The following is a 20,045-nucleotide window of genomic DNA, read 5'->3' on the forward strand; positions in this document are numbered from 1 at the left end:
GAAAACTTGGGGGCTCAGATGGGATAGATGATCGAGTTGGGGATCATCTCGCTGTCGAACACGCAGAGGCGTGTCGCGAACTTCAGCCCTTCAGGGGTCGCGATCACCGTGTCGATGTAGCGGCCGACGTTGAACACCGTCGAGGCCTGGTCGAGCTTGGTGCGGAACACCGCGTAGTTGGCTTCGCTGTGAATCGTGCCGTCGGTGTCGACCTTGTGCACCAACGGCAGGCCGACGACGTGGCGCTGGTAGTACGGGTCGTGAAACAGCGTTTCCTTGATGCCGTAGACCCGGTCTTCGAGCATGCCCCGGCTCTCGAAGGACAGCGTGGCAAGCGGCAGCCCGCGCTCATGGTTCTCGCGCGGCTGCAGCCTGTAGCTGCACTCGTCGATGAAGAACGCGGGCCACAAGTCCCACTGCCCCGAATCGACGGCATGCGCATAGGCCGCGTAGAGGCGCGACAGTTCGAGGTAGGCGTTGGCGTCGAGGTTCATACCGCCTCCATCACTTCGCGCCAGTAGCGGTACATGCCGCGGATCAGCGTCTCGGTGACCATGTGGTCGGTGTTCTCGACCTCGCGCCCGCCCAGTTCTGCGAGCGTGCGGTGATACGGCTTCTGCTCGAAGCCTTCCTGCGAAAACTCGATCACCTCGCCGTCGTCGGCCGAGACAAAGCCGGCCGGCCCGAACAGGTTGGCTTGGCGCAGGCGCCGCTGCGTCATCTCCTCGGTGTCGTCCTCAAAGCCGAAGTGCGTCCAGACGAAATCGAAAGCGTCGTGCCCCACGGGCTGGATGTGGCGCGTCGACACGCTGTTGACCTGCTGCTGCAGGATGAGGCTGGGAAACAGCGTCATCATCACCGCCGTGGGCCCGTTCCACCAGGGCTCGGGCACGATGTCCAGAAAGCGCGGGTCCTTGAGCTGCATGCTTTCCTTGAAGCTGGACACCTGCGTGACCTGTGCGGCCTTGCCCGCACTGCCGCGGGTGGAAATCATCGCGGCGTGGCGGCCGTGCGAATCCATCTTGAGCTCCGACTTGTTGTCCGCACGCCAGAGCCCGAAGGTGACGAACCATGTGTGCAAGAGGCCCGGGTGGTACGGGTCCTTGATGTTCTCCTGCATCAACTTCCAGTTGCCGGGAATGCGCTGGCGGTTGTAGCCAAGGATGGTGAGCTTGCGGCCGTCGAACAGGCGGTCGAAGTAGCCAAGGATGTCAGGGCCGAGAAAGTCCTCGAAAGACTCCACCTCATGGTCGAACGATGCGAACACCACGCCGCCGCGCGAGGCCACCTTGAGCTTGGTGAGGCCGTGTTCCTCGGTCTTGAAGTCTGCCGGCATGCCGCCGTTGACCTTGCCGTCCTGCTTCACGCCGCGGCGGAACGGCACGCCTTGCAAGTCGCCCTTGAGCGTGTAGTTCCACTGGTGGTACGGGCAGACGAATTCCTTCTTGTTGCCGTGGCGCTCGCGGCAGAACTGCATGCCGCGGTGGGCGCAGACGTTCTCGAACACATGAATGGCACCCGCTTCATCGCGCGACATGACGACGGAGCGCTCGCCGATGGCCGTGCGCTTGAAGTCGCCCGTATTCGGAATCTCGGCTTCCAGGCCCACGTAGCACCAGTGCTTTTCGTAGAAGAAGCGCTGCAGCTCCTTCTTGTGCAGCGCCTCGTCGGTGTAGGCCATGAAGGGAATGCGGCTGGTCTTTTCGCTTTCCCATCGCAGCTCGATCGGAAATACATCTTGCGTGCTCATCGCGGGTCTCCTTTTCTTTTCCGTCTGTCTCTCTTCAGGTGCCTTGCAGGTAGAAGGCGTCGGCATGGGTCTGCTCGGGTGCGAGGCCACGCGCATGCACCAGCTGCGTCACGGCCTCGACCATGGGCGGCGAGCCGCAGAGGTAGGCGCGCCAGCCGTCGAGGCTGCCGGGCCAGTCGGCGCGTATGGCATCGGTGATGAGGCCCTGGCGCCGGTTCTCGCTCACGGGGCCGGTAACGACCACCACATGCACCTTCAGTCCCGGATGCCGCGCTTGCAGTTCGGTGAGCTCGGCGAGCCCGTACACGTCGGCGTCGGAGCGCACGCCGAGGTAAAGGTGAATCGGTTGCATCAGGTCGGCCTCAATTGCGCCCCGAACAATGGAGAGAATCGGTGCAAGCCCCGTTCCACCGGCCGCGCACAGCATCGGCCCGCGGTGCTTTGTGCGCAGGTAGGCCGTGCCGAGCGGGCCGCCCACCCGCACCGAATCGCCCAGGCGCAGCTGTTCGAAGATGTGCGCGGTGACGCGCCCGCCCGGCACTTTGCGGATATGAAATTCAAGCTCCGCATCGCGGCTCAACCCGGCCATGGAATATGGCCGCGCCAGGTCGGGCGCGAACTGCAGCTGCGCGTACTGCCCCGGTGAAAACTCCAGCGGCTTGTTCGGCTTGAGCCGCAGGCGGCGGATGTCGTGCGTGAGCACGTCGATGCTGGTCACGGTTGCCTTGAGGATGCGCGCCGGATGCACCACCACCTCGTCAGGCTCCGGAATCTCGATGGTGCAGCTTTCGGTCAGCGTGCTTTGGCAGGCCAGCACGTAGCGCTCGCCCTGCCCGTCGGGCCGGATCGCGTCTTGCCCGGCGTCGAGCACTTGGCCCGACACCACCTTGCAGCGGCAAGTGCCACAGCGCCCCGACATGCAGCTGTAAGACACCGGCACGTGGTGCTCGCGCAGCACTTCGAGCAGGTTCGCGCCGGGGCGGACTTCGAGCGTGCGGGCAATGGGGTGAATGTGCAGGTCCATCGTGGGCTTTTCCATGCGCCGGCTCAAGAGGCCGGCTTGTCTCTGGAGCGGATGATGCGCGGCGAATGCATATTGACCAATAGAATCCGGTGAATCGGCCACATCACCGCCATGAATAAAGGTCCGTATGCAACTCAAGGACATCGACCTCAACCTGCTGCTGGTGTTCGACCGCATGCTGGCCGAGAAGCGCGTCTCGGCGGTGGCCGAATCGCTAGGCCTTTCGCAGCCGGCCATCAGCAATGCGCTGGCGCGGCTGCGCAAGCTGCTGGGCGACGAGCTCTTCTTGCGCACGGCACGCGGCATGGAGCCCACGCCTTTCGCATTGCAGCTGGCCGAACCGGTGGCCTACGCCATGGGCGCGCTGCATTCGGCCCTGAACCAGCAGGTGGTGTTCGACCCCGCAACCAGCACGCGCAGCTTCACCCTGGCGATGACCGACATCGGCGAGATCTACTTCACGCCTAGGCTCATGGAAACGCTGTCTGCCGCGGCGCCGGGCGTGGCGATCAGCACGGTGCGCAACAACGCCGCGGCCAGCCTGCGCGATGAGCTCGAGGCCGGCCACGTCGACATTGCCATCGGGCTGCTGCCGCAGCTCAAGACAGGCGTGTTTCAGCGCCGGCTGTTCTTGCAGCGCTATGTGTGCCTCTTCTCAAGTGCTCATCCGCTGGCGCGCAAGCGCAGCGTGTCGCTCAAGGACTTCAGCGCGGCCGACCATGTTCTGGTGCAAGCCGCCGGCACGGGCCATGGCAAGGCCGACGACGTGATGGCCGCGCAAGGCATACAAAGGCGCATTCGGCTCAGGGTGCCGCACTTCGTGGCCATTGGCCACATTCTTCGCTCGAGCGAGATGATTGCCACCGTCCCGGAGCGGCTGGCGCAGAGCATCGCAGAGCCTTTCGGCCTGGTGTGGCGCCCTCACCCCGTGCCGCTGCCGCAGATTGCGATCAACCTGTTCTGGCACGCGAAGGTGCATCGCGATCCGGGCAACCAGTGGCTGCGCGGATTGCTGTTCGACAATTTTGCGGACAGCGACTAGAGCGCGGCGGCGAAGAGCTTCAGACGGGCCGGACCGCGGGCCACTGACCGAGCACCTCATGGATGCTTTCGCCCACGTGGCTTTCGATGAGAGAGAACGAATCGGCCTTCCACCGGACCGGCTCGACCCGATGCCGTTCGACCTTCGCCGGCGTGTAGGCCAGGGTCATGTGAGGCGTGAAGCCGTGTTCGGGCCTGAAGCCCGCATCGGCCAGTGCTTCGCCAAGACGCTGCCTGAACGCCGCGAGCGCTGATGTCCCGCTTTCGCTGCCGCACAAGACGAATGCCTTGCTTTTGTCGAACCGCACGACCTCGTCGAACACCACATGGAAAGACGGAGGCGCCACGCTCGCTGCAGCGTCGATGGCGGCTTGCACCTGCTTGCGCGGCACTGCGGCCGGATAGCTTCCGAGGTGATGCAGCGTGACATGCAGGCGATGCGCCTCGGTCAGCTTTCCCTTCAGCGCATGCCTGTCCTTGAGGCGCGCGCCCAGCGCGGCAATCGAAGCGGCGTCTTCAGCGTGCGGAAAGATCGCCAGGAAGAGCGAGCGAGGCAGGCGCTCCTTGCGGGGCGCTGTGCTGCGTGCGCGCCGCAGGGGCGGCGGCGGAGGGTCGATACCTGGGAGAAGAAGCTGTTCGGGCATGGCAAGGAATAAGAGCGTCTTCTCGCGGAGGTTCGCACTGCTGTCGGGCCCATAGCTTACCGAAGCCACTCGCCGCACCGGTGCGGCGAGCCGTGTCCTTGACGCACCGGAAAGGCGGCCCTATTCTCCGCGCCGTTCAGGACGATCGTCCTTCATCACTACAACACCGAGGACCAGATCCTGGAACCATTGATCAACGGCCCAGACGGCCAACCGCGCTGCCGCTGGTGCGCAAGCGCGCCCGAATTCCTTGCCTACCACGACACCGAGTGGGGCTTTCCGGTAGCGGACGACCGCCGCCTGTTCGAGAAGCTCTGCCTGGAAGGCTTCCAGTCGGGGTTGAGCTGGCGCACCATCCTTGCCAAGCGGGAAAACTTTCGCGCGGCGTTCCATGGCTTCGACTTCGACAAGGTGGCCCGCTTCACCGCGAAAGACGTCGAGCGCCTGCTGCAGGACGCGGGCATCGTCCGGCATCGGGGCAAGATCGAGGCGGTGATCCACAACGCCGCCCGTGCGCAAGAACTGGTCGCGAGCCACGGCTCGCTGGCGGCCTTCTTCTGGCGCCATGAGCCCGATGCCGGCTCGCTCGCGGAACCGCAGAGCGCTTCGACCTCGGAGGCTTCCATCGCGCTTTCCAAGGCACTGAAGAAGCTCGGCTGGAAGTTCGTCGGGCCAACGACCGTTTACGCCTTCATGCAGGCCATGGGCCTCATCAACGACCATGCGCAAGGCTGCGTGATCCGGGCGAAGGCGCAACACGCGCGAGGCGCGTTCAAGAGGCCGCACGCCGCAGCAGGCTGAACCGGCGGCCGGTGCCCGACAGTATGATTCCGGCCTTCGCTGTCATCATGCGCCGCATTCTTCTCCGACTCCTGCTGCTCGCCGTGTTCTTCAACACGGCCGTCGGCATGCCCTTGCACGAAGCAGAGCATCTGCAGCAGGCGGGGCCGGAAATTGCGCAGGAGTGGCGCTCGCTGGATGCCGGCCTCAGCGACGACGGCCACGACACGGAAGCCCAGGCGCTGTGCTCGTGGTGCGTGGCGTTCGCGCAGCAGGCCAGCGCCCTCGCTGCGCCGCCGATCTACCTGGCCAGTTGGACCGAACCGGCTGCGCTCCAGGCCACGCGGCCCGCGGCCGCATTCGTTCCCGATCCCGAACGCTGGCCCTTCGCCTCGCGCGATCCCCCTGCACTCGCCTGAGATCCGCCGCTAGGCGGACTGTTGCCTGCTCGCCCCGCTGCCCGGTGCTTCATAAGCCCGGCCGCGTACTTACCAGTTTCTTCCCGATTTCTGCCTTGCCGCGCCTTCGTCGCGCAGCCCGGCCGTCTCTCGTCGAGTGCCGTTCATGATTTCCAATCTCACCTCCACCCCTTTCGCGTGGCGCCGGGTTCCCGGTTTCCGCCTGCTTCCCGCGGCCCTTGCAGTGGGGAGCCTTTTTGCCGGACCGGCCTTCGCCCAATCGGCGACCGAGGCCCCGGCGACGGCCGAGCTGTCGACCATCGAGGTCATCGGCCGCACCGAGTCCGGCGCCTACCACTCCGAAGAAGCTGCCGGCGCCAAGACCGAACTGCCGCTGCGCGAGCTGCCGCAGTCGGTGCGCATCGTCACGCGCCAGGCCATCGACGACCTGGGCGCCACCAAGCTGGACGACGTGCTCGACTACGTGGGCGGCGTCTCGCGCCAGAACAACTTCGGCGGTCTCTGGGACAACATCGCGATCCGCGGCCTGCCGGGCAACGAGAGCACCGGCATGGCCACGCTGCTGAACGGCTTCTCGTCGAATCGCGGCTTCAACGCCCCGCGAGATCTTGCGGGCGTCGAGCGCATCGAATTTCTCAAGGGCACGGCCGCCGCGCTCTACGGCAGCAGCGAGCCGGGCGGCACGCTCAACATCGTGTCCAAGCGGCCGCTCTGGAAGGCCGCGCATTCGGTCGAAGGGTATGCCGGCAGCCATGGCTTGAAGCGCGGCTCGTTCGACAGTACCGGGCCCGTCGGGGAGAACCTCGCCTACCGGCTCAACGTTGCGGTGGAAGACCGGGACAGCTTTCGCGACCATGTGAGCGCCAAGCGCCAGGTGATTGCGCCCGCCTTCACCTGGAAGCTGGGCCGCGACACGGTGCTGGAGTATGCGGGCGAGGTGCTGCGCCACAAGACACCGCTGGACCGCGGCGTGGTGGCTGTCAACAACCAGCTGGGCGTAGTTCCGCGCAGCCGTTTCCTGGGCGAGCCCGCCGACGGCGACGTGACCGTCGACAACCAGACGCACCAGTTCGTTCTCTCGCATGAATGGAACACCAGCTGGCGAAGCCGCGTGGGCCTTTCCTATCGCGAAACCTCGATCAACGGCTTTGCAACCGAAGCGAACGCGCTGCAGGCCAACGGCAACCTGACGCGGCAGCGGCGCTTTCGCGACTTCGACTCCCACGACACAGCCTTGCAGGCCGAGCTGCAGGGCAAGGTGCAGACGGGCGGCATCGAGCACGAGCTGCTGTTCGGCGCGGAGAGCTTCCGCTTCGCGATGGATTCGGTGATGCTGCGGGTGAACCCGAGCGCCGCGCGGCCGTACGCCATCAACATCTACAACCCGGTCTATGGCCAGGTCCAGCCGACGCCGGGTGCGAACACCGATACGCTGGAGCATCAGCGCGGCAACGCGTTCTATGTGCAGGATGCAATCAAGCTCGCCGCCGAATGGCGGCTGGTAGCCGGTGTACGGGTGGACAACTACCGCCAGTCGCTGCTGAACCGCCGGACGAACGCCACGGCAAGCCAGGACCCTTCGGCCACTTCGCCGCGCATCGGCCTGAGCTGGTTGCCGACGCCGCAATGGACCTTCTATGCGAACGCGGGCCGTTCGTTCCGCCCGAACGTCGGCTCGGACTTTGCGGCCAACAGCTTCGCGCCGGAGACCGGGCGCGCATTGGAGCTGGGCACCAAATGGGAGAGCGCGGACCAGCGCATCGGCGCGACTGCCGCGCTGTTCGACATTCGCAAGCGCAACGTGCTGACCTCCGATCCGGTGAACACCGGCTACTCGGTCTCCGCGGGAGAAATTCGCAGCCGCGGCCTCGAACTCGACTTTGCGGGCCAGGTGACGAAGAACTGGCGTGTCAACGCGAGCCTGGTGTTCAACGACGTGGAGATCGCGAAGGACAACAGCCTGGAGGTTGGCGGACGCCTGCTCAACGTGCCGAAGGTCAACGGCAGCGTGCTTGCCGTGTATGAGGACGCCTTTGCCAACGGGCAGCGCTACGGCATTGGCGGCGGCGTCACCTACATGGGCAAGCGCCTGGGCCAGGCCCGCACGCAGGCCGAGGCCAATCCCGGCACGCCCGCGTTCGACCTGCCCAGCTACACCACGGCCAAGCTGGTCGCCTACTGGCGGCTCAACCCCACGCTGCGGCTGACGCTGGATGTCGACAACCTTTTCGACAAGACCTACTACGCGAGCTCCTACAGCCGCGTGTGGGTGACGCCGGGAACGGCACGCACCATCACGCTCGGCCTGCAGGCCCGGTTCTGAACGCGAGGAAATACAGATCATGGCCATGACCAACTCTTCAACGCCGCACGCCGCGGCCCACCCTGCGCTGGAGGCCCACGGCGTCGTTGCCGGCTACGGCGCGCACACCATCCTGCATGGGCTCGACCTCACAGTCGAAGCCGGTGAGATCTACGCGCTGCTGGGTGCCAACGGCGCTGGCAAGACCACCACGCTGAGCCTCTTCCTTGGCTTCGTGAAGCCCGACAGCGGCCGCGTGCGCGTGAACGGCACCGACCCGGTCGCGGACCCGACAGGCGCACGGCGCCAGCTTGCCTACATACCCGAGAACGTGGCGCTCTACGAACATCTGAGCGCGCGCGAGAACGTGGCCTACCTGCTCCACCTTGCCGGCCAGCCCGCCGGCACGCAGGCCATCGACGAGGCGTTGGCCAGCGCCGGACTGGACGCCACCGCGCACGGGCGGCGCGTGTCGGGGTTCTCCAAAGGCATGCGCCAGAAGGTGGCGATTGCGCTGGCACTCGCGCGCAAGGTGCCAGCGCTGCTGCTCGACGAGCCCAACTCCGGGCTCGACCCGCAGGCCACCACCGAGTTCAGCCGCATCCTCGGGCTGCTGCGCACGCAAGGCGTGGCCGTGCTCATGGTGACGCACGACTTGCTCGGCGCCGCCGACGTGGCGGACCGCATCGGCTTCATCGAACGCGGGCGGCTGATCGAGGAAGTCGCCGCCTCGGGCGCCGAGCGCTTCGACGTGCGTGCATTGCACCGACGCTATGCCGGACAGGAGGCGCAGCAATGAGCGCCGCATTGCACATTGCGCGCGAGGAATGGCGCCTGCTGCGGCGCGACCGCGTCGCAGTGCTCGGGCTAATGTTGCTGCTGCTGTTGACTGCCGTGGCCACCTTCACGGCCTGGGAACAGCGCCGCACGACCGATGCGGAACGCGCACGCCACCAGGGGCAAGTCGACCATGAATTCGAAACCCAGCCCGACCGGCACCCTCACCGCATGGTGCACTACGGGCACTTCGTTTTCCGGCCTCTGAACCCACTGGCCGCTTTCGACCCCGGGGTGGACGCCTACACGGGCCACACGCTCTTTCTCGAAGGGCACCGGCAGAACAGCGCCAACTTCGGCGACGTGCGGCAGTCTTCGCTGCTGCTGCGCTTCGGCCAGCTCACCCCGGCCTTCGTGCTGCAGGTGCTGGCGCCGTTGCTGCTCATCTTCGTCGGCCACGCGGCGCTGGCGCGCGAGCGCGAATCGGGCACGCTGCGGGTGCTGCTCGCGCAAGGGGTCCGGCCGTGGCAGATCGTGGCGGGCAAGTTGCTGGCCCTCTGCGGCGTGGCGGCCGCGGCATTGCTACCCGCATTGCTGGCATTGCTATGGATTGGCGCCGCAACGACCGCTCCCGCCGGCCTGGCTGTCGCAATGGCGGCGGGCTACGGCGTGTGGCTGCTGATCTGGGCTGCGGGCATCGTCGGCGTTTCTGCGTGGTTCGGGCGCGGACGCGATGCCCTGGTTGCATTGCTCGCGCTCTGGGCCGTGAGCGTGGTGCTGGTGCCGCGGCTGGCGCCCGAGATCGCGGCCTCGGCGCTTGCGCTGTCCACGCGCTTCGAGACCGACATCGCGGTGGCCCGCGACCTGGCTGCGCTGGGCGACAGCCACGACCCGGATGACCCCTACTTCGCCGGCTTCAAGAAGAAAGTGCTCGCGCAGTACGGCGTTTCTCGCGTGGAAGACCTCCCCGTCAACTACAAGGGCCTGCTCGGCGTGGAAGGCGAACGGCTGACCAGCGCGCTCTTCGAGCGCTACGCCAATGCGAGCTTCGAGCGGCAAGCGGCGCAGCTGCGCCGCGTTGACGCCTTTGCACTGATCAGCCCGGTGATCGCACTGCGCCGCCTTTCGATGGCCGCGGCGGGCACCGACCTGCAGAACTACCGCCGCTTCGTCGAACAGGCCGAGCGCCATCGCTATCGCATGGTGCAGGAGCTGAACCGCCTGCAGGCCGAAAAGCTCAGCTTCGCGGGCGACCGCTCCAGCCGCGACAGCCGCATCAGCCATTCGCATTGGCATGGCGTTGCCGACTTTCGCTATGAAGCCGCACCACCCGCCGAGGCGCTGCGCCGCGCGGCGCCCGCCGCGGGAGTGCTGCTGCTCTGGCTGGGGGTACTCGCAGGTTTGCTGGCCGTGGCCACGCGCCGTCTCGGGAAGGTCACGCGATGAACTGGCTCACCCATGAATTGCGCCTGCTCGTGCGCTCGAAACTCGCGCTGATCGCGTTGACGCTGCTGTTGGCGCTGTCGGCGCTTGCGGTGCTTTCGGGCATGCGGGAAGTTGCGCGCCAGCAGCAGACCATTGCGCGACTGAACGGGCTGCAGCAGCAGGAACTGGCTGCACAGGCGCGCAAGTACATCCGTGGCGGCGATGCCGGTTCGGCCGCCTACTACACGTTCCATGGCACCTGGGATGCGCCGTCGCCCACCGCCTTTCTCGCGTTGGGTCTGCGCGATGCCGCGCCTTATGTGCTGCGCGTGCGCGCCCTGGCGCTGCAGGCCCAGCTGCACGAAGGCGAGAGCTTCAACCCCGAACTGGCGCTGGCCGGACGATTCGACTTTGCCTTCGTGCTGGTGTACCTGGCGCCGCTGTTCCTCATTGCGCTGCTTTACGACCTGGTTTCGGGTGAACGCCGCTCGGGCCGCCTGGGCACGCTCCTGGCGATGCCCGGCGCCGGCCGCTGGTTGTGGCTGCGCCGCGCGGGCTTGCGCGCGGCGCTGGTCTTCGGCTGCCTGGTGCTGCCTGTGCTGGCGGGGGCACTGGACAGCGGCACTGCCATCGAAGCCGTGGGCACCGTGCTGCTGGTCACGGCCGACTACCTCGCGGTGTGGAGCGGGCTGGCGTTGATCGTCGCAACGCGAAGCGGAAGCTCCGCCGCCAACGCAATGGCACTCATGGGCTGCTGGGCCGTGCTGACCCTCATCCTGCCGACCCTTGCCAACGCCGTGCTCGCGCGTGCCGTGCCTGTACACCAGGGCGTGGAGTTGATGCTGGCGCAGCGCCAGGCCGTGCACGGTGCGTGGGATCTGCCGCCGGAGGCGACGATGGAGAAGTTCTTTCGCACACATCCCGAATGGCGGCACACCGCGCCGCTGCCCTCGGGCTTTCACTGGAAGTGGTACTACGCCTTTCAGCAGCTCGGTGACGAGAGCGCGGCACCGCAGGCGGCGGCTTATCGCGACGGCCTGCTCGCACGCCAGCGATGGACCTCGCGCTTGGGCTGGCTGCTGCCGGGCGTCGGCGTGCAGGCCGCGTTGCATCGGCAGGCCGATACCGACTTGCAGGCGCAGCTGGCGTATCAGGACCGCATCGCCGAATTTCATGCCCGGTTGCGTGCCTTCTACTACCCGTACCTGTTCAACGACCTGCGCTTCGGTCCGCAGGACTTCGCCTCGCAGCCGAGCTTCAGCCCGGCGGCGCATTCGGCGGAAGTGCCGCTCGGACAGCTTCTGGGGTTGCTGCTGATGGGCGCGGTGATTCTGGCGCTGGGCGTGGCCGCGGCCGGCCGGGTGCGCCCGAACGCCGGTTGACGAAGGCGCGGAACTCGCGCGTGCGCCGCGGCTCTGACAGGCCATGCACGCCACGCCAGAACCAGGATCTGTCCGGGTTGAATCCGCACCGGATCGAGCACCGTCCGAGCGGACTGGCCGTGCGGACGGCCTTCCACGGCGCACCGTCGCCGCGGCAATGGTCGCCTTTCCCGCGCTCTGGCTGGGTGCCCGGGCCCAGCCCGCAGCGGCCCGGATGGCCACGCCGTCGCAAACCGAAGGGCCCTTCTATCCCGTCCGCCTGCCGAGCGATTCCGACAACGACCTGCTGCGCAACGGCATGCTGAACTACCGCGGCGGCCAGCCGACGTGGGTCGACGGCTCGGTGAGCGACCTGGACGGCAAGCCGCTGCGCGGCGCGCAGGTCGAGATCTGGCAATGCGATGAAAACGGCCATTACCACCACCCCGGCGACGGCGACAAAGCCGACGCGGCCTTTCAGGGCTTTGGCCGCGTCGCGGTCGGCGAGGACGGCAGCTACCGCTTCCGCACCATCCGGCCCGTGCCCTACAGCGGGCGCACGCCGCACATTCACGTCAAGGTGAAGCTGGGCACGCGCGAACTGCTGACCACGCAGCTCTACGTGGCCGGCGACCCTGGCAACGCGCGCGACTTTCTCTGGCGCAACCTTTCCCAAGCTGCGAGGGACGCCGTTACCGTGCCTTTCGAGCGCGGGGCGGACGGGCTGCGGGCACGTTTTCCGATCGTGGTTGCGGCTTGAGTGCACCCGGGCTCGGCGACGGCGGCACCTGAACGCGCTGTCGCAAAAGGCGGGCGTTTGTATCTTTTCGTACAAGCGCGTACTCCATCCGCCTACAGCCGGCGACCGGCAAAAATAAACAATGCCCGCATGGTGGAACTGGACGACTCAGATCAGCATGCCCTGGCCGCGCAGGCGGCAGAGTGGCGCAGGCGCGCGCTTCGCGGAGACCGGCATGCACGCGGCATCGCCCATGCCCTTGAGGTGAAGGTACGAAAGCTTCGCGGCGATGTACCACCCATGAACTACGACCTGGACACCCGGCCGCTCGCACCGTGGCAACCTTCCCGGCGCTGGTGGAACGCCTGGAAGCGCAACTAGGAACAAAAAAAGCCGCTGGGAGCAGCGGCTTTTTTTATGGAGAAGTGAACCTCACCCACTCAATTATTTCCTGCGGCTCAGAATCCGCATGGATGCTGACCTCGAGCACTGATGACATCGCACTTTACCGTCACTTTTACCGTCGCAACTTCTGGTAGTTTTTTGCTTTCTATGAAGCCCGCTTACGTACGATCGCGTTCGCCCAAGCTTACCGTGGTATTGAACTCGAAGGGTTTGAGGTTCAAAAAGTGGACTGAGACTAGAGGAAAAAAGTACCCGGCTCTGGCTAGGACTGTGTGGCTCGGTGATGAAGCCGATCGTTCGAATCCCTGCTTCACGCGCCGCTGTCATGGATGCATTTCCAATCAGGTCATCTCCGCGCCATAGCCGAAGCACTATCTGCCGCCGCCCCATGTTGACAATCGAAATGGCAACCGCGGGCTCTGCCCCTTCCAGCCAGTTTGAAAAGCACTTTTCGCCCTGATCCTCGGACGTGCCTGGAATAGCACATAGCCCGCGAAAGGACGGCTTTCGTCGGACTATCACGGCCCGGCGGCGCGCCGGCCGTCTTCGAACTGAGCTACGGCCGCAGTTTGGAGCATCGGGTGGACTTCGCAGGGCTCTATGATGAATCAGGGCTTGAAGTCCTCGTCGGTAGCGAACTGCCTTTTCACGCCTGGGACGGCATCGCGTTCATGGCTCGCCGAGGAGTGCACGACTCGACACGTGCCTCGCGTGACCGACATGTGCCCGCGCAGAAGTCAGACGCTATGTGAGCCGCCCCAGGTAGTCGTCCACGCTCGCCGAGGGCTGATCGCCCTCCGGTATCTTCCGGCAGGCGTAGATTGGGTTAACTACATCCGGCAGCAGTTCCGACGCCTTTTCCGCGCCTCGTCAACGCCAATGCTCACTGCTGCGCGATCCCGGTGCAAATGGTCGTGGCCAAAAACCTCGTCGATAGCTTGTGTCGGCAGGGCTTCGTTCGCGCCTGTGCCACTCCAGGAGTCGGCCTCTTAATCGGCCGTCACGGCTGCCGAGCGCGTCGCCCGCCAGGCCACGAGCGTATGGATCAAATGCCTATGAAGACCATGACGATCCGCGCTCAGCGGACGCGACCGCGGCGCGCCAGGTTGACGATCGCCAGCAGGATGACGGCGCCGATGAGCGAGGCCAGCAGGCCCAGGATGCTGAAGTCGTTCTGATTGACTGTCGCGACCCCGAGCAGCGGTGCGACGAGCCAGCCGCCCAGCAGCGACCCGACGATGCCCACAATCACGTTGAGGATCATGCCTTGCTGGGCATTGGTCTTCATGATCATGCTGGCGACCCAGCCGATCAGTCCGCCCACGACAAGCCAGATGATGAGATTCATGACGCGCTCCTTGGTTGATTTGACCCAGCGTCGTACCGCGGGCACGGTGCTCCTATAGGACAACGCCCCCAAATGGGTCAGGAAAAAGGGACGGTGGCCCAAGCAGGGTTCGGTGGCGGTCCATGGCCAGCAAGCCGCCGCCTACTTCGAGAGGTGCCCTCTCTCTGTCACCGATCGCTACGTGTACAGAGCCGCTCGCAGTCCCGGCATGGGGTGCTGCGCAGCCAGCGGCTTGTGATCGTGCTCGCGCGGTTGGACTTGGCCCGATTCCACGGACGGCTATAGGCTTACTTCTCAAGCCTGGGTAGTCGCCACCGCAGGGTCGTGCACGGCGTCGGTCGGCGAGAGCTGGGCGGCTGGGCCAGTGATGCCGTTCCGCGGTCTCACCGTTGACGCGCCAGGTAGGGCGCTTTCAGCTGTGCAGGGTGGACGCTGCCGACCGAGGACATCGGAGTATGGGCGCGTTCCTTACGAACGGCATCCAGCGTGGATGACGTGAAGCCGGCGATGCTGCGACCACAGTGAGCCTTGCAACGCAATCCCGCAGCCAGCCCACGGGCACCCCAAAGGAAACGCCACCATGACACCCGTCAACACCCCTCTCGATACGACCATCGACCCCACAATCGTCGGCGCACCCCTCGCGAACGACGAAGTGGTCGATGTCCTGAACGACCTTCTGGAGAACTGCCGCGACGGCGAATTCGGCTTTCGGGCCTGCGCCGAAGAGGTCGAATCCGACGCGGTCAAGCGTCTGTTCTCGGACCGAGCCATCCAATGCAAGGCAGCCGAAGGCCAGCTGATCCAGATGATCACGGCCTATGGCGGCCAACCCGTGGAAGGCGGTACGACGAGCGGTGCGCTGCATCGCGGCTGGGTACACGTGAAGGGCACGCTCGGTGCCAACAGCGAACTGTCGATGCTCGAATCCTGCGAACGCGGCGAGGACATGGCCATCGCCCGCTACCGAAAGGCGCTCAAGCAGAACCTGCCCGCGGACGTACGCGGCCTGGTTTCCCAACAGGCCGAGGGTGCCCAGCGCAACCACGACCAGATCCGCGATCTGCGGGATGCGGCCCGCCAGCGCGACTGAGATCTGTTTTGTGAGGAAGAGCGTGTGCGGCGTTCTCGAAGACCTGTGTGAGGCGCACGACAGTGCGCTCGCGCTGGAGCACTTGACCGAAGCCGGCATCGACCGGCTCGCGCTACCGGCCGCGGGTCAGACCTTGGCACGCTGGCGCATCCTCGCGCAAGTCGCGGCGCACGATCTTTCGCTGGCCAAGCTGTTCGAGGGCCACACCGACGCGCTGGCCATTCTTGCGGAGCTCGGCGGGCCTGCAGCGCTGACCGGGTCGCGCTGGGGCACCTGGTGCGCCGAACCGCCGGACGCACGAGTAGTGATGTCGCGCGACGGCCCTCACGTACGCCTCGTCGGCACCAAAGCCTGGTGCTCCGGCGCGGCGCAAGTCACGCACGCGATCGTGAGCTGCTGGAATGGCGACGGCGAGCCGTGTCTTGCTGCGGTGCAGATGAATCAGCCGGGCGTGGAAGTGACTGGCGACGGTTGGCTCGCCGTGGGCATGGCGGCCAGCAGCAGCGTCGACGTGCGCTTCGATGGCGCCGAGGCGATCCAGGTTGGTGGCCCGCATGACTATGTCCGGCGCCTCGGCTTCTGGCACGGCGGGGCGGGCATTGCGGCCTGCTGGCTCGGCGGCGCGCTGGGCATCGCAAACATGGCCCGCGCGCACACCGGTGCAGCCGCCGATCCGCACCGGCGGGCTCACGTGGGCGCGATGGACGTGGCCCTGGCCGGCGCACTCGCCGTGCTGCGCGAGGCGGCCGCGTGGATCGACGCACAACCTCGCGACGACGCACGGCGCGTTGCGCTGCGCGCGCGGCTGGTCGTCGAGCAGGCGGCCGCCGACGTCATGCACCATGCCGGCCGAGCCGTGGGTGCGGGGCCGCTGTGCCGCGACGCACGGTTCGCGCGCGCGATGGCCGACCTGCCGGTGTTCCTGAGGCAAAGCCATGCCGAGCGCGATCTCGCGGCGCTGGGCGAGTCAGTGGACGATGCGAAGGACGATCCATGGGTACTGTGAAGCGCCGCCCCATCCGGGGCGACGGCACGACCGAAGCCGAGTGGAACGGCTGGCCAGGTCTTGCGCAGCTTCCTGCCGTCACCGCCAGCCTGCTCATGCCCGCCGGCGCACGGGCTCTCGTGGTGGCGCCGCATCCCGACGACGAGGTGCTATCGGTCGGTGGCCTGCTCGCACAACTCGCGCGCAGCGCAACGCCTGTGCACGTCGTCGCAGTCACCGACGGAACAGCGAGTCATCCCGACTCGCGTGAGTGGCCCATGGAGCGGCTCGCCAACGAGCGGCCACGTGAGAGCCGTGCGGCGTTGCGCTGTCTGGGTGTCGAGAGCGAGCCCATGAGGCTTGGCCTGCCCGACGGCGGCTTGCGCAAACTGCAGGGCCTGCTGGCAGGTCGACTGCTGGACTTGATGCGGCCGTCCGACGTGGTGTTCACCACATGGCGGCGAGATGGCCACCCCGATCACGAGGCCACGGGACATGCCTGTGCGTTCGCGGCGACATGCATCGGCGCGCAGCTGGTGGAGGTGCCGGTATGGGGTTGGCACTGGGCGGTTCCGGGCGATGCCCGCGTGCCGTGGCATCGCGCGCACCGCCTGTTGCTCGACCCCGACGCCGCGCGCCGCAAGCGCGCCGCACTCCAGGCCTTTGCCAGCCAGTTGCAGCCCGATGCATCCACCGGCGCCGATCCGATCCTGCACGCCACGACCGTGGCACGCGCCGCGCGTGACTACGAGGTCCTTTTGACATGAGCCGCCCGCCCGTCGGCTACTTCGAGGGCATGTACGCTAGCAGCGACGATCCCTATGGTCTGCGCACGCGCTGGTACGAGGAGCGCAAACGGCAGCTTATGCTCGCCGCCCTGCCGCAGCGGCGCTACCGCAGCGCCTATGAACCCGGCTGCGGCAACGGCGAAGTGACGCTCGCCCTGGCGGCGCGCTGCGACGCGCTGTTCGCGAGCGACATGTCCGCACGGGCGGTGGCGCTCGCGCGAGCGCGCTGCGCGGACGTGCCGAACGTGCGCATCGAACAGCACACGCTGCCCGACGACTGGCCCGAGGGCACGGGCCGCTTCGATCTCATCGTGCTCAGCGAAATCGGCTATTTTCTCGACGCGGCTTCAATGCACGCGCTGGCGCAGTGCTGCATGAATGCGCTCGATGCCAACGGCACGCTGCTCGCATGCGACTGGCGGCCGGATTTCAGTGAACGCGCGCTCGCCACGGACGAGGTGCACGCCGCGCTGTCAGCGCTGGGTCTCGCACGGCTGCTTCGGCACGAGGAGGACGACTTCCTTCTCCAGCTGTGGTCGCGCGACGGCCGCTCGGTCGCCGCGCACGAGGGCATCCGGTGATCGGCATCGTCATTCCGGCGCACGACGAAGGCGAACACATTGGCGCGACGTTGACTGCCGCGATGCGGGCGGCCAGCCATCCGGGCCTTGGTGGCGAGACGGTCGTTGTGGTGGTGGTGCTCGACAGTTGCAGCGATGCGACCGGTGCGATCGCGCGAGCGCACGGCGCGCTCACACTGTCGCTCTCTGTGCGAAACGTGGGGGCAGCGCGGGCGGCCGGCGCCGACATGCTGCTCGAGGCCGGTGCGCGCTGGCTGGCCTTCACCGACGCCGACACGCATGTCTCGCCCGATTGGCTGGAGAAGCAACTCGCGCAGCAGGCCGACGTGGTCTGTGGGTCGGTCGGGGTCCGAGACTGGAGCGCCCACGGCGACAACAGCGCATTTATCTGCGCGCATTTTGCGCGCACCTACACCGACGCGGACGGTCACCGCCACGTGCATGGCGCCAACCTGGGCGTTACCGCCGAGGCTTACCGTAGCGTTGGCGGCTTCCCGCCGATGACCTGCAGCGAGGATGTTGCGTTGGTAGCGTCCCTTCAGATGGCGGGCGCACGCATCGCATGGAGCGCGGCGCCACGCGTCGTCACCAGCGCGCGCACTGATGCGCGGGCACGGGGCGGCTTTGGGGATACGCTGCTCGCGGTCATCGCGGCAACGCAGAAGAGGTGACGACGCGGAATTTTGACTGCAGTCAAGCGCGGGCAAGACATCACCGGCGCATCGCGCAGGCAACGAGAGGCCGGCACGGATGTTCTAAGACCTATGCGGGCAGGTCGCGGCACCGGCCGACTGGACCGCTCCTCTTCTCCTACGCGGTGCGCGACCCTTGGGGTTGAAGCTATTCGCTCCCATCAGAAGGTGCGCCATGATTCAACTAGATTCCAAAGCGCTGCGGCAACAGGCTCGGCAGCCCTGTCGCGCCTGTCGCTCGGCTGCGGTCCCATTGGCGCTCAACCAGAACCATGAATAAACGCTCCGGCTCTCGCTTGAAGACCGTCATCTGGACTTCCCTTCTAACCTTGGCGGCCACCTTATTGGCGCTCAACTTCACCGCAGGAGAAAAGAAGCTCGATGAGCAAATCAAGCGCGAGTACAGCCTGGACGACGCGCAGTATCAGCGCGCGCTCGGCGTGCTGCTCGGTCCGCCGATTCTGGAGGGCAACCGCATCGAGGCGCTTTACAACGGTGACCGCATTTTTCCACCGATGCTTGAGGCGATCCGCAGCGCTAAGCAAACCATCACGTTCGAGACCTATATCTACTGGTCGGGCGACATTGGCAAGGCATTCGCCGACGCGCTCGCTGATCGCGCGAAGGACGGAGTCAGAGTGCACCTGCTGCTCGACTGGGTCGGCAGCGGCAAGATCGACGAGAAGTTCCTTCAGGAAATGGAAGCCGCTGGGGTGCAGATCCGGAAGTTTCACAAGCCCGCCTGGTACGACATCGCACGCATGAACAACCGGACCCATCGCAAGCTGCTGGTGATCGATGGCCACACCGGCTTCACTGGTGGAGTGGGTATCGCGCCCAAGTGGACAGGCGACGCACAGGACGCGGAACATTGGCGCGACTCGCACTTCAAAGTCGAAGGGCCGGTGGTTGCTCAGATGCAGGCGGTCTTCATGGACAACTGGGTCAAGGCATCGGGCGATGTGCTTCACGGAGAAGCATATTTCCCCGCACTCGCGACCGCCGGCAACGGGCGCGCGCAGGTGTTCAGCAGTTCGCCGTCGGGCGGCAGCGAAGGCGTGCATCTGATGTACCTTCTGTCGATCACCGCAGCGGCCAAGACCATTGACCTCTCGAGCGCCTATTTTGTGCCCGACGATCTCACCATCGGCGCACTGGTCGCCGCCATGAAGCGCGGCGTGCGCGTGCGCATCATCGTGCCGGGGCCGATCATCGATTCGCAGACCGTGCGCGGCGCCTCGCGCGCGAGCTGGGGACCTCTTCTCGAAGCAGGTGCTGAAATCTATGAATACCAGCCGACGATGTTCCACGTCAAGGTGTTCACCGCAGACGGTTTGCTGACCTCTGTCGGCTCCACGAACTTCGACAATCGCTCGTTTCGGCTGAACGACGAAGCCAACCTCAATATTTACGACGCAGAGTTCACCGCCGCGCAGGCGAGGCAGTTTGAAGCAGACCTGAAGCAGTCGAAACGCGTCACGCTCGAAGGTTGGCGCGCACGGCCCCTTCCAGAAAAGATCATGGAGCATCTTGCCTCCCTGCTCGCGGCTCAGCTATAGCGAACCTCGGTCTCGAGCGCCACTCTAAATTCGATGTCGATCCCGAGCCCATTGGCCGTCGAAAGTGCATCGTCAGAGCGAGCGGATCCAACGGGGAGAGAGGATGGTCATGGTCAAGTGCATTCTGGCGCCCCTGCTTCAAAACGGTGAAGAAAGCCGCGCGTGAGCACCGGCTCGACCCCGGTCGCATCCACGTCGCAGGCCTGCCCGCCGGCTGTGCGATGGCTGCCTTGCCAGGCAAGTTCTACCGCCGAACCTTTCGCCGCCAATGCAAGGGAGGAGATGCTGCGCTTTCGCCAGCCGATCGCGCATGCCAGCAGTAGCGCCCCTTG

20 protein-coding genes are annotated in these 20,045 nt (G+C 66.1%); 15 read left to right on the forward strand and 5 right to left on the reverse strand.

Annotated features, from left to right (window positions below; all coding sequences use genetic code 11):
• Positions 1-14: 14 nt before the first annotated feature.
• The 3 genes from EJI00_RS02390 to EJI00_RS02400 are packed head-to-tail and all read right to left on the reverse strand — an operon-like array spanning position 15 to position 2,774.
• A complete protein-coding gene (locus tag EJI00_RS02390) occupies positions 15-494 on the reverse strand; it encodes an aromatic-ring-hydroxylating dioxygenase subunit beta (RefSeq protein ID WP_126745866.1) in 480 nt (159 codons plus the stop codon).
• Positions 491-1,750, reverse strand: a complete 1,260-nt coding sequence (locus tag EJI00_RS02395) for an aromatic ring-hydroxylating dioxygenase subunit alpha (RefSeq protein WP_126745867.1) — start codon at positions 1,748-1,750, stop codon at positions 491-493. Before EJI00_RS02395 ends, EJI00_RS02390 begins: the two co-directional genes overlap by 4 nt.
• A 34-nt stretch (positions 1,751-1,784) precedes the next feature.
• Positions 1,785-2,774 (reverse strand): 2Fe-2S iron-sulfur cluster-binding protein, encoded by a 990-nt coding sequence (locus EJI00_RS02400; RefSeq protein ID WP_126746070.1) that lies wholly within the window; start codon positions 2,772-2,774, stop codon positions 1,785-1,787.
• 127 nt (positions 2,775-2,901) lie between these two features.
• Between EJI00_RS02400 and EJI00_RS02405 the strand changes: the two genes are divergently transcribed.
• Positions 2,902-3,816, forward strand: coding sequence for a LysR family transcriptional regulator (locus tag EJI00_RS02405; protein ID WP_126745868.1), 915 nt, complete (start codon positions 2,902-2,904; stop codon positions 3,814-3,816).
• 19 nt (positions 3,817-3,835) lie between these two features.
• Here the strand turns inward: EJI00_RS02405 and EJI00_RS02410 are convergent, their stop codons facing one another.
• Positions 3,836-4,459, reverse strand: a complete 624-nt coding sequence (locus EJI00_RS02410) for a 2'-5' RNA ligase family protein (protein ID WP_126745869.1) — start codon at positions 4,457-4,459, stop codon at positions 3,836-3,838.
• 180 nt (positions 4,460-4,639) lie between these two features.
• On the opposite strand from EJI00_RS02410, the gene EJI00_RS02415 reads away from it, so the two are divergent.
• The 8 genes from EJI00_RS02415 (at position 4,640) to EJI00_RS02450 (ending at position 12,801) form a co-directional block, all read left to right on the forward strand.
• Positions 4,640-5,260, forward strand: a complete 621-nt coding sequence (locus tag EJI00_RS02415; protein ID WP_126745870.1) for a DNA-3-methyladenine glycosylase I — start codon at positions 4,640-4,642, stop codon at positions 5,258-5,260.
• Positions 5,261-5,283: 23 nt separating this feature from the next.
• Positions 5,284-5,658 (forward strand): DUF2946 family protein, encoded by a 375-nt coding sequence (locus EJI00_RS02420; protein ID WP_221885020.1) that lies wholly within the window; start codon positions 5,284-5,286, stop codon positions 5,656-5,658.
• Positions 5,659-5,803: 145 nt separating this feature from the next.
• The gene (locus tag EJI00_RS02425) at positions 5,804-7,981 is read left to right on the forward strand and encodes a TonB-dependent siderophore receptor (RefSeq protein ID WP_126745872.1); all 2,178 of its coding nucleotides are present in this window, start codon (positions 5,804-5,806) and stop codon (positions 7,979-7,981) included.
• Between the two features lie 19 nt (positions 7,982-8,000).
• Positions 8,001-8,759, forward strand: coding sequence for an ABC transporter ATP-binding protein (locus EJI00_RS02430; protein WP_126745873.1), 759 nt, complete (start codon positions 8,001-8,003; stop codon positions 8,757-8,759).
• Complete coding sequence (locus EJI00_RS02435) at positions 8,756-10,183, forward strand: ABC transporter permease (protein ID WP_126745874.1); 1,428 nt, start codon at positions 8,756-8,758, stop codon at positions 10,181-10,183. Before EJI00_RS02430 ends, EJI00_RS02435 begins: the two co-directional genes overlap by 4 nt.
• Positions 10,180-11,544: an ABC transporter permease gene (locus EJI00_RS02440; RefSeq protein WP_126745875.1), complete on the forward strand. Its 1,365-nt coding sequence runs from the start codon at positions 10,180-10,182 to the stop codon at positions 11,542-11,544. Before EJI00_RS02435 ends, EJI00_RS02440 begins: the two co-directional genes overlap by 4 nt.
• A 157-nt stretch (positions 11,545-11,701) precedes the next feature.
• On the forward strand, positions 11,702-12,283 hold the full coding sequence (locus tag EJI00_RS02445; protein ID WP_126745876.1) for a protocatechuate 3,4-dioxygenase: 582 nt from the start codon (positions 11,702-11,704) through the stop codon (positions 12,281-12,283).
• A gap of 314 nt (positions 12,284-12,597) precedes the next feature.
• Complete coding sequence (locus EJI00_RS02450) at positions 12,598-12,801, forward strand: hypothetical protein (protein ID WP_126745877.1); 204 nt, start codon at positions 12,598-12,600, stop codon at positions 12,799-12,801.
• 944 nt (positions 12,802-13,745) lie between these two features.
• Here EJI00_RS02450 and EJI00_RS02455 read toward each other — a convergent pair.
• Positions 13,746-14,015 (reverse strand): GlsB/YeaQ/YmgE family stress response membrane protein, encoded by a 270-nt coding sequence (locus EJI00_RS02455; RefSeq protein WP_126745878.1) that lies wholly within the window; start codon positions 14,013-14,015, stop codon positions 13,746-13,748.
• A 580-nt stretch (positions 14,016-14,595) separates the two neighbouring features.
• Between EJI00_RS02455 and EJI00_RS02460 the strand changes: the two genes are divergently transcribed.
• The 6 genes from EJI00_RS02460 (at position 14,596) to EJI00_RS02485 (ending at position 19,713) form a co-directional block, all read left to right on the forward strand.
• Positions 14,596-15,108 (forward strand): ferritin-like domain-containing protein, encoded by a 513-nt coding sequence (locus EJI00_RS02460; RefSeq protein WP_126745879.1) that lies wholly within the window; start codon positions 14,596-14,598, stop codon positions 15,106-15,108.
• A gap of 22 nt (positions 15,109-15,130) precedes the next feature.
• Positions 15,131-16,114 (forward strand): acyl-CoA dehydrogenase family protein, encoded by a 984-nt coding sequence (locus EJI00_RS02465; RefSeq protein WP_260590428.1) that lies wholly within the window; start codon positions 15,131-15,133, stop codon positions 16,112-16,114.
• On the forward strand, positions 16,102-16,860 hold the full coding sequence (locus EJI00_RS02470) for a PIG-L deacetylase family protein (RefSeq protein ID WP_126745881.1): 759 nt from the start codon (positions 16,102-16,104) through the stop codon (positions 16,858-16,860). The genes EJI00_RS02465 and EJI00_RS02470 overlap by 13 nt, the downstream gene beginning before the upstream one ends.
• Entirely contained in the window at positions 16,857-17,462 is a 606-nt protein-coding gene (locus tag EJI00_RS02475) for a nodulation S family protein (RefSeq protein WP_260590429.1), read from the forward strand. The genes EJI00_RS02470 and EJI00_RS02475 overlap by 4 nt, the downstream gene beginning before the upstream one ends.
• Positions 17,459-18,133, forward strand: a complete 675-nt coding sequence (locus tag EJI00_RS02480) for a glycosyltransferase (protein WP_126745882.1) — start codon at positions 17,459-17,461, stop codon at positions 18,131-18,133. Before EJI00_RS02475 ends, EJI00_RS02480 begins: the two co-directional genes overlap by 4 nt.
• A 293-nt stretch (positions 18,134-18,426) precedes the next feature.
• A complete protein-coding gene (locus tag EJI00_RS02485; protein ID WP_185868040.1) occupies positions 18,427-19,713 on the forward strand; it encodes a phosphatidylserine/phosphatidylglycerophosphate/cardiolipin synthase family protein in 1,287 nt (428 codons plus the stop codon).
• The last annotated feature ends 332 nt before the right edge of the window (positions 19,714-20,045 follow it).

Origin of the sequence: Variovorax sp. DXTD-1 (genome assembly GCF_003984625.1) — a bacterium.
Lineage (GTDB): Bacteria > Pseudomonadota > Gammaproteobacteria > Burkholderiales > Burkholderiaceae_C > Variovorax.

Bases quoted from the DNA above. Each gene is read 5' to 3' on its own strand.
- EJI00_RS02485 (WP_185868040.1), top strand. From the start codon at position 18,427: ATGAATAAACGCTCCGGCTCTCGCTTGAAGACCGTCATCTGGACTTCC.
- EJI00_RS02410 (WP_126745869.1), bottom strand. From the start codon at position 4,459: ATGCCCGAACAGCTTCTTCTCCCAGGTATCGACCCTCCGCCGCCGCCC.
- EJI00_RS02400 (WP_126746070.1), bottom strand. From the start codon at position 2,774: ATGGACCTGCACATTCACCCCATTGCCCGCACGCTCGAAGTCCGCCCC.
- EJI00_RS02470 (WP_126745881.1), top strand. From the start codon at position 16,102: ATGGGTACTGTGAAGCGCCGCCCCATCCGGGGCGACGGCACGACCGAA.
- EJI00_RS02420 (WP_221885020.1), top strand. From the start codon at position 5,284: ATGATTCCGGCCTTCGCTGTCATCATGCGCCGCATTCTTCTCCGACTC.
- EJI00_RS02430 (WP_126745873.1), top strand. From the start codon at position 8,001: ATGGCCATGACCAACTCTTCAACGCCGCACGCCGCGGCCCACCCTGCG.
- EJI00_RS02405 (WP_126745868.1), top strand. From the start codon at position 2,902: ATGCAACTCAAGGACATCGACCTCAACCTGCTGCTGGTGTTCGACCGC.
- EJI00_RS02455 (WP_126745878.1), bottom strand. From the start codon at position 14,015: ATGAATCTCATCATCTGGCTTGTCGTGGGCGGACTGATCGGCTGGGTC.
- EJI00_RS02445 (WP_126745876.1), top strand. From the start codon at position 11,702: ATGGTCGCCTTTCCCGCGCTCTGGCTGGGTGCCCGGGCCCAGCCCGCA.
- EJI00_RS02425 (WP_126745872.1), top strand. From the start codon at position 5,804: ATGATTTCCAATCTCACCTCCACCCCTTTCGCGTGGCGCCGGGTTCCC.
- EJI00_RS02460 (WP_126745879.1), top strand. From the start codon at position 14,596: ATGACACCCGTCAACACCCCTCTCGATACGACCATCGACCCCACAATC.
- EJI00_RS02395 (WP_126745867.1), bottom strand. From the start codon at position 1,750: ATGAGCACGCAAGATGTATTTCCGATCGAGCTGCGATGGGAAAGCGAA.
- EJI00_RS02390 (WP_126745866.1), bottom strand. From the start codon at position 494: ATGAACCTCGACGCCAACGCCTACCTCGAACTGTCGCGCCTCTACGCG.
- EJI00_RS02435 (WP_126745874.1), top strand. From the start codon at position 8,756: ATGAGCGCCGCATTGCACATTGCGCGCGAGGAATGGCGCCTGCTGCGG.
- EJI00_RS02475 (WP_260590429.1), top strand. From the start codon at position 16,857: ATGAGCCGCCCGCCCGTCGGCTACTTCGAGGGCATGTACGCTAGCAGC.
- EJI00_RS02440 (WP_126745875.1), top strand. From the start codon at position 10,180: ATGAACTGGCTCACCCATGAATTGCGCCTGCTCGTGCGCTCGAAACTC.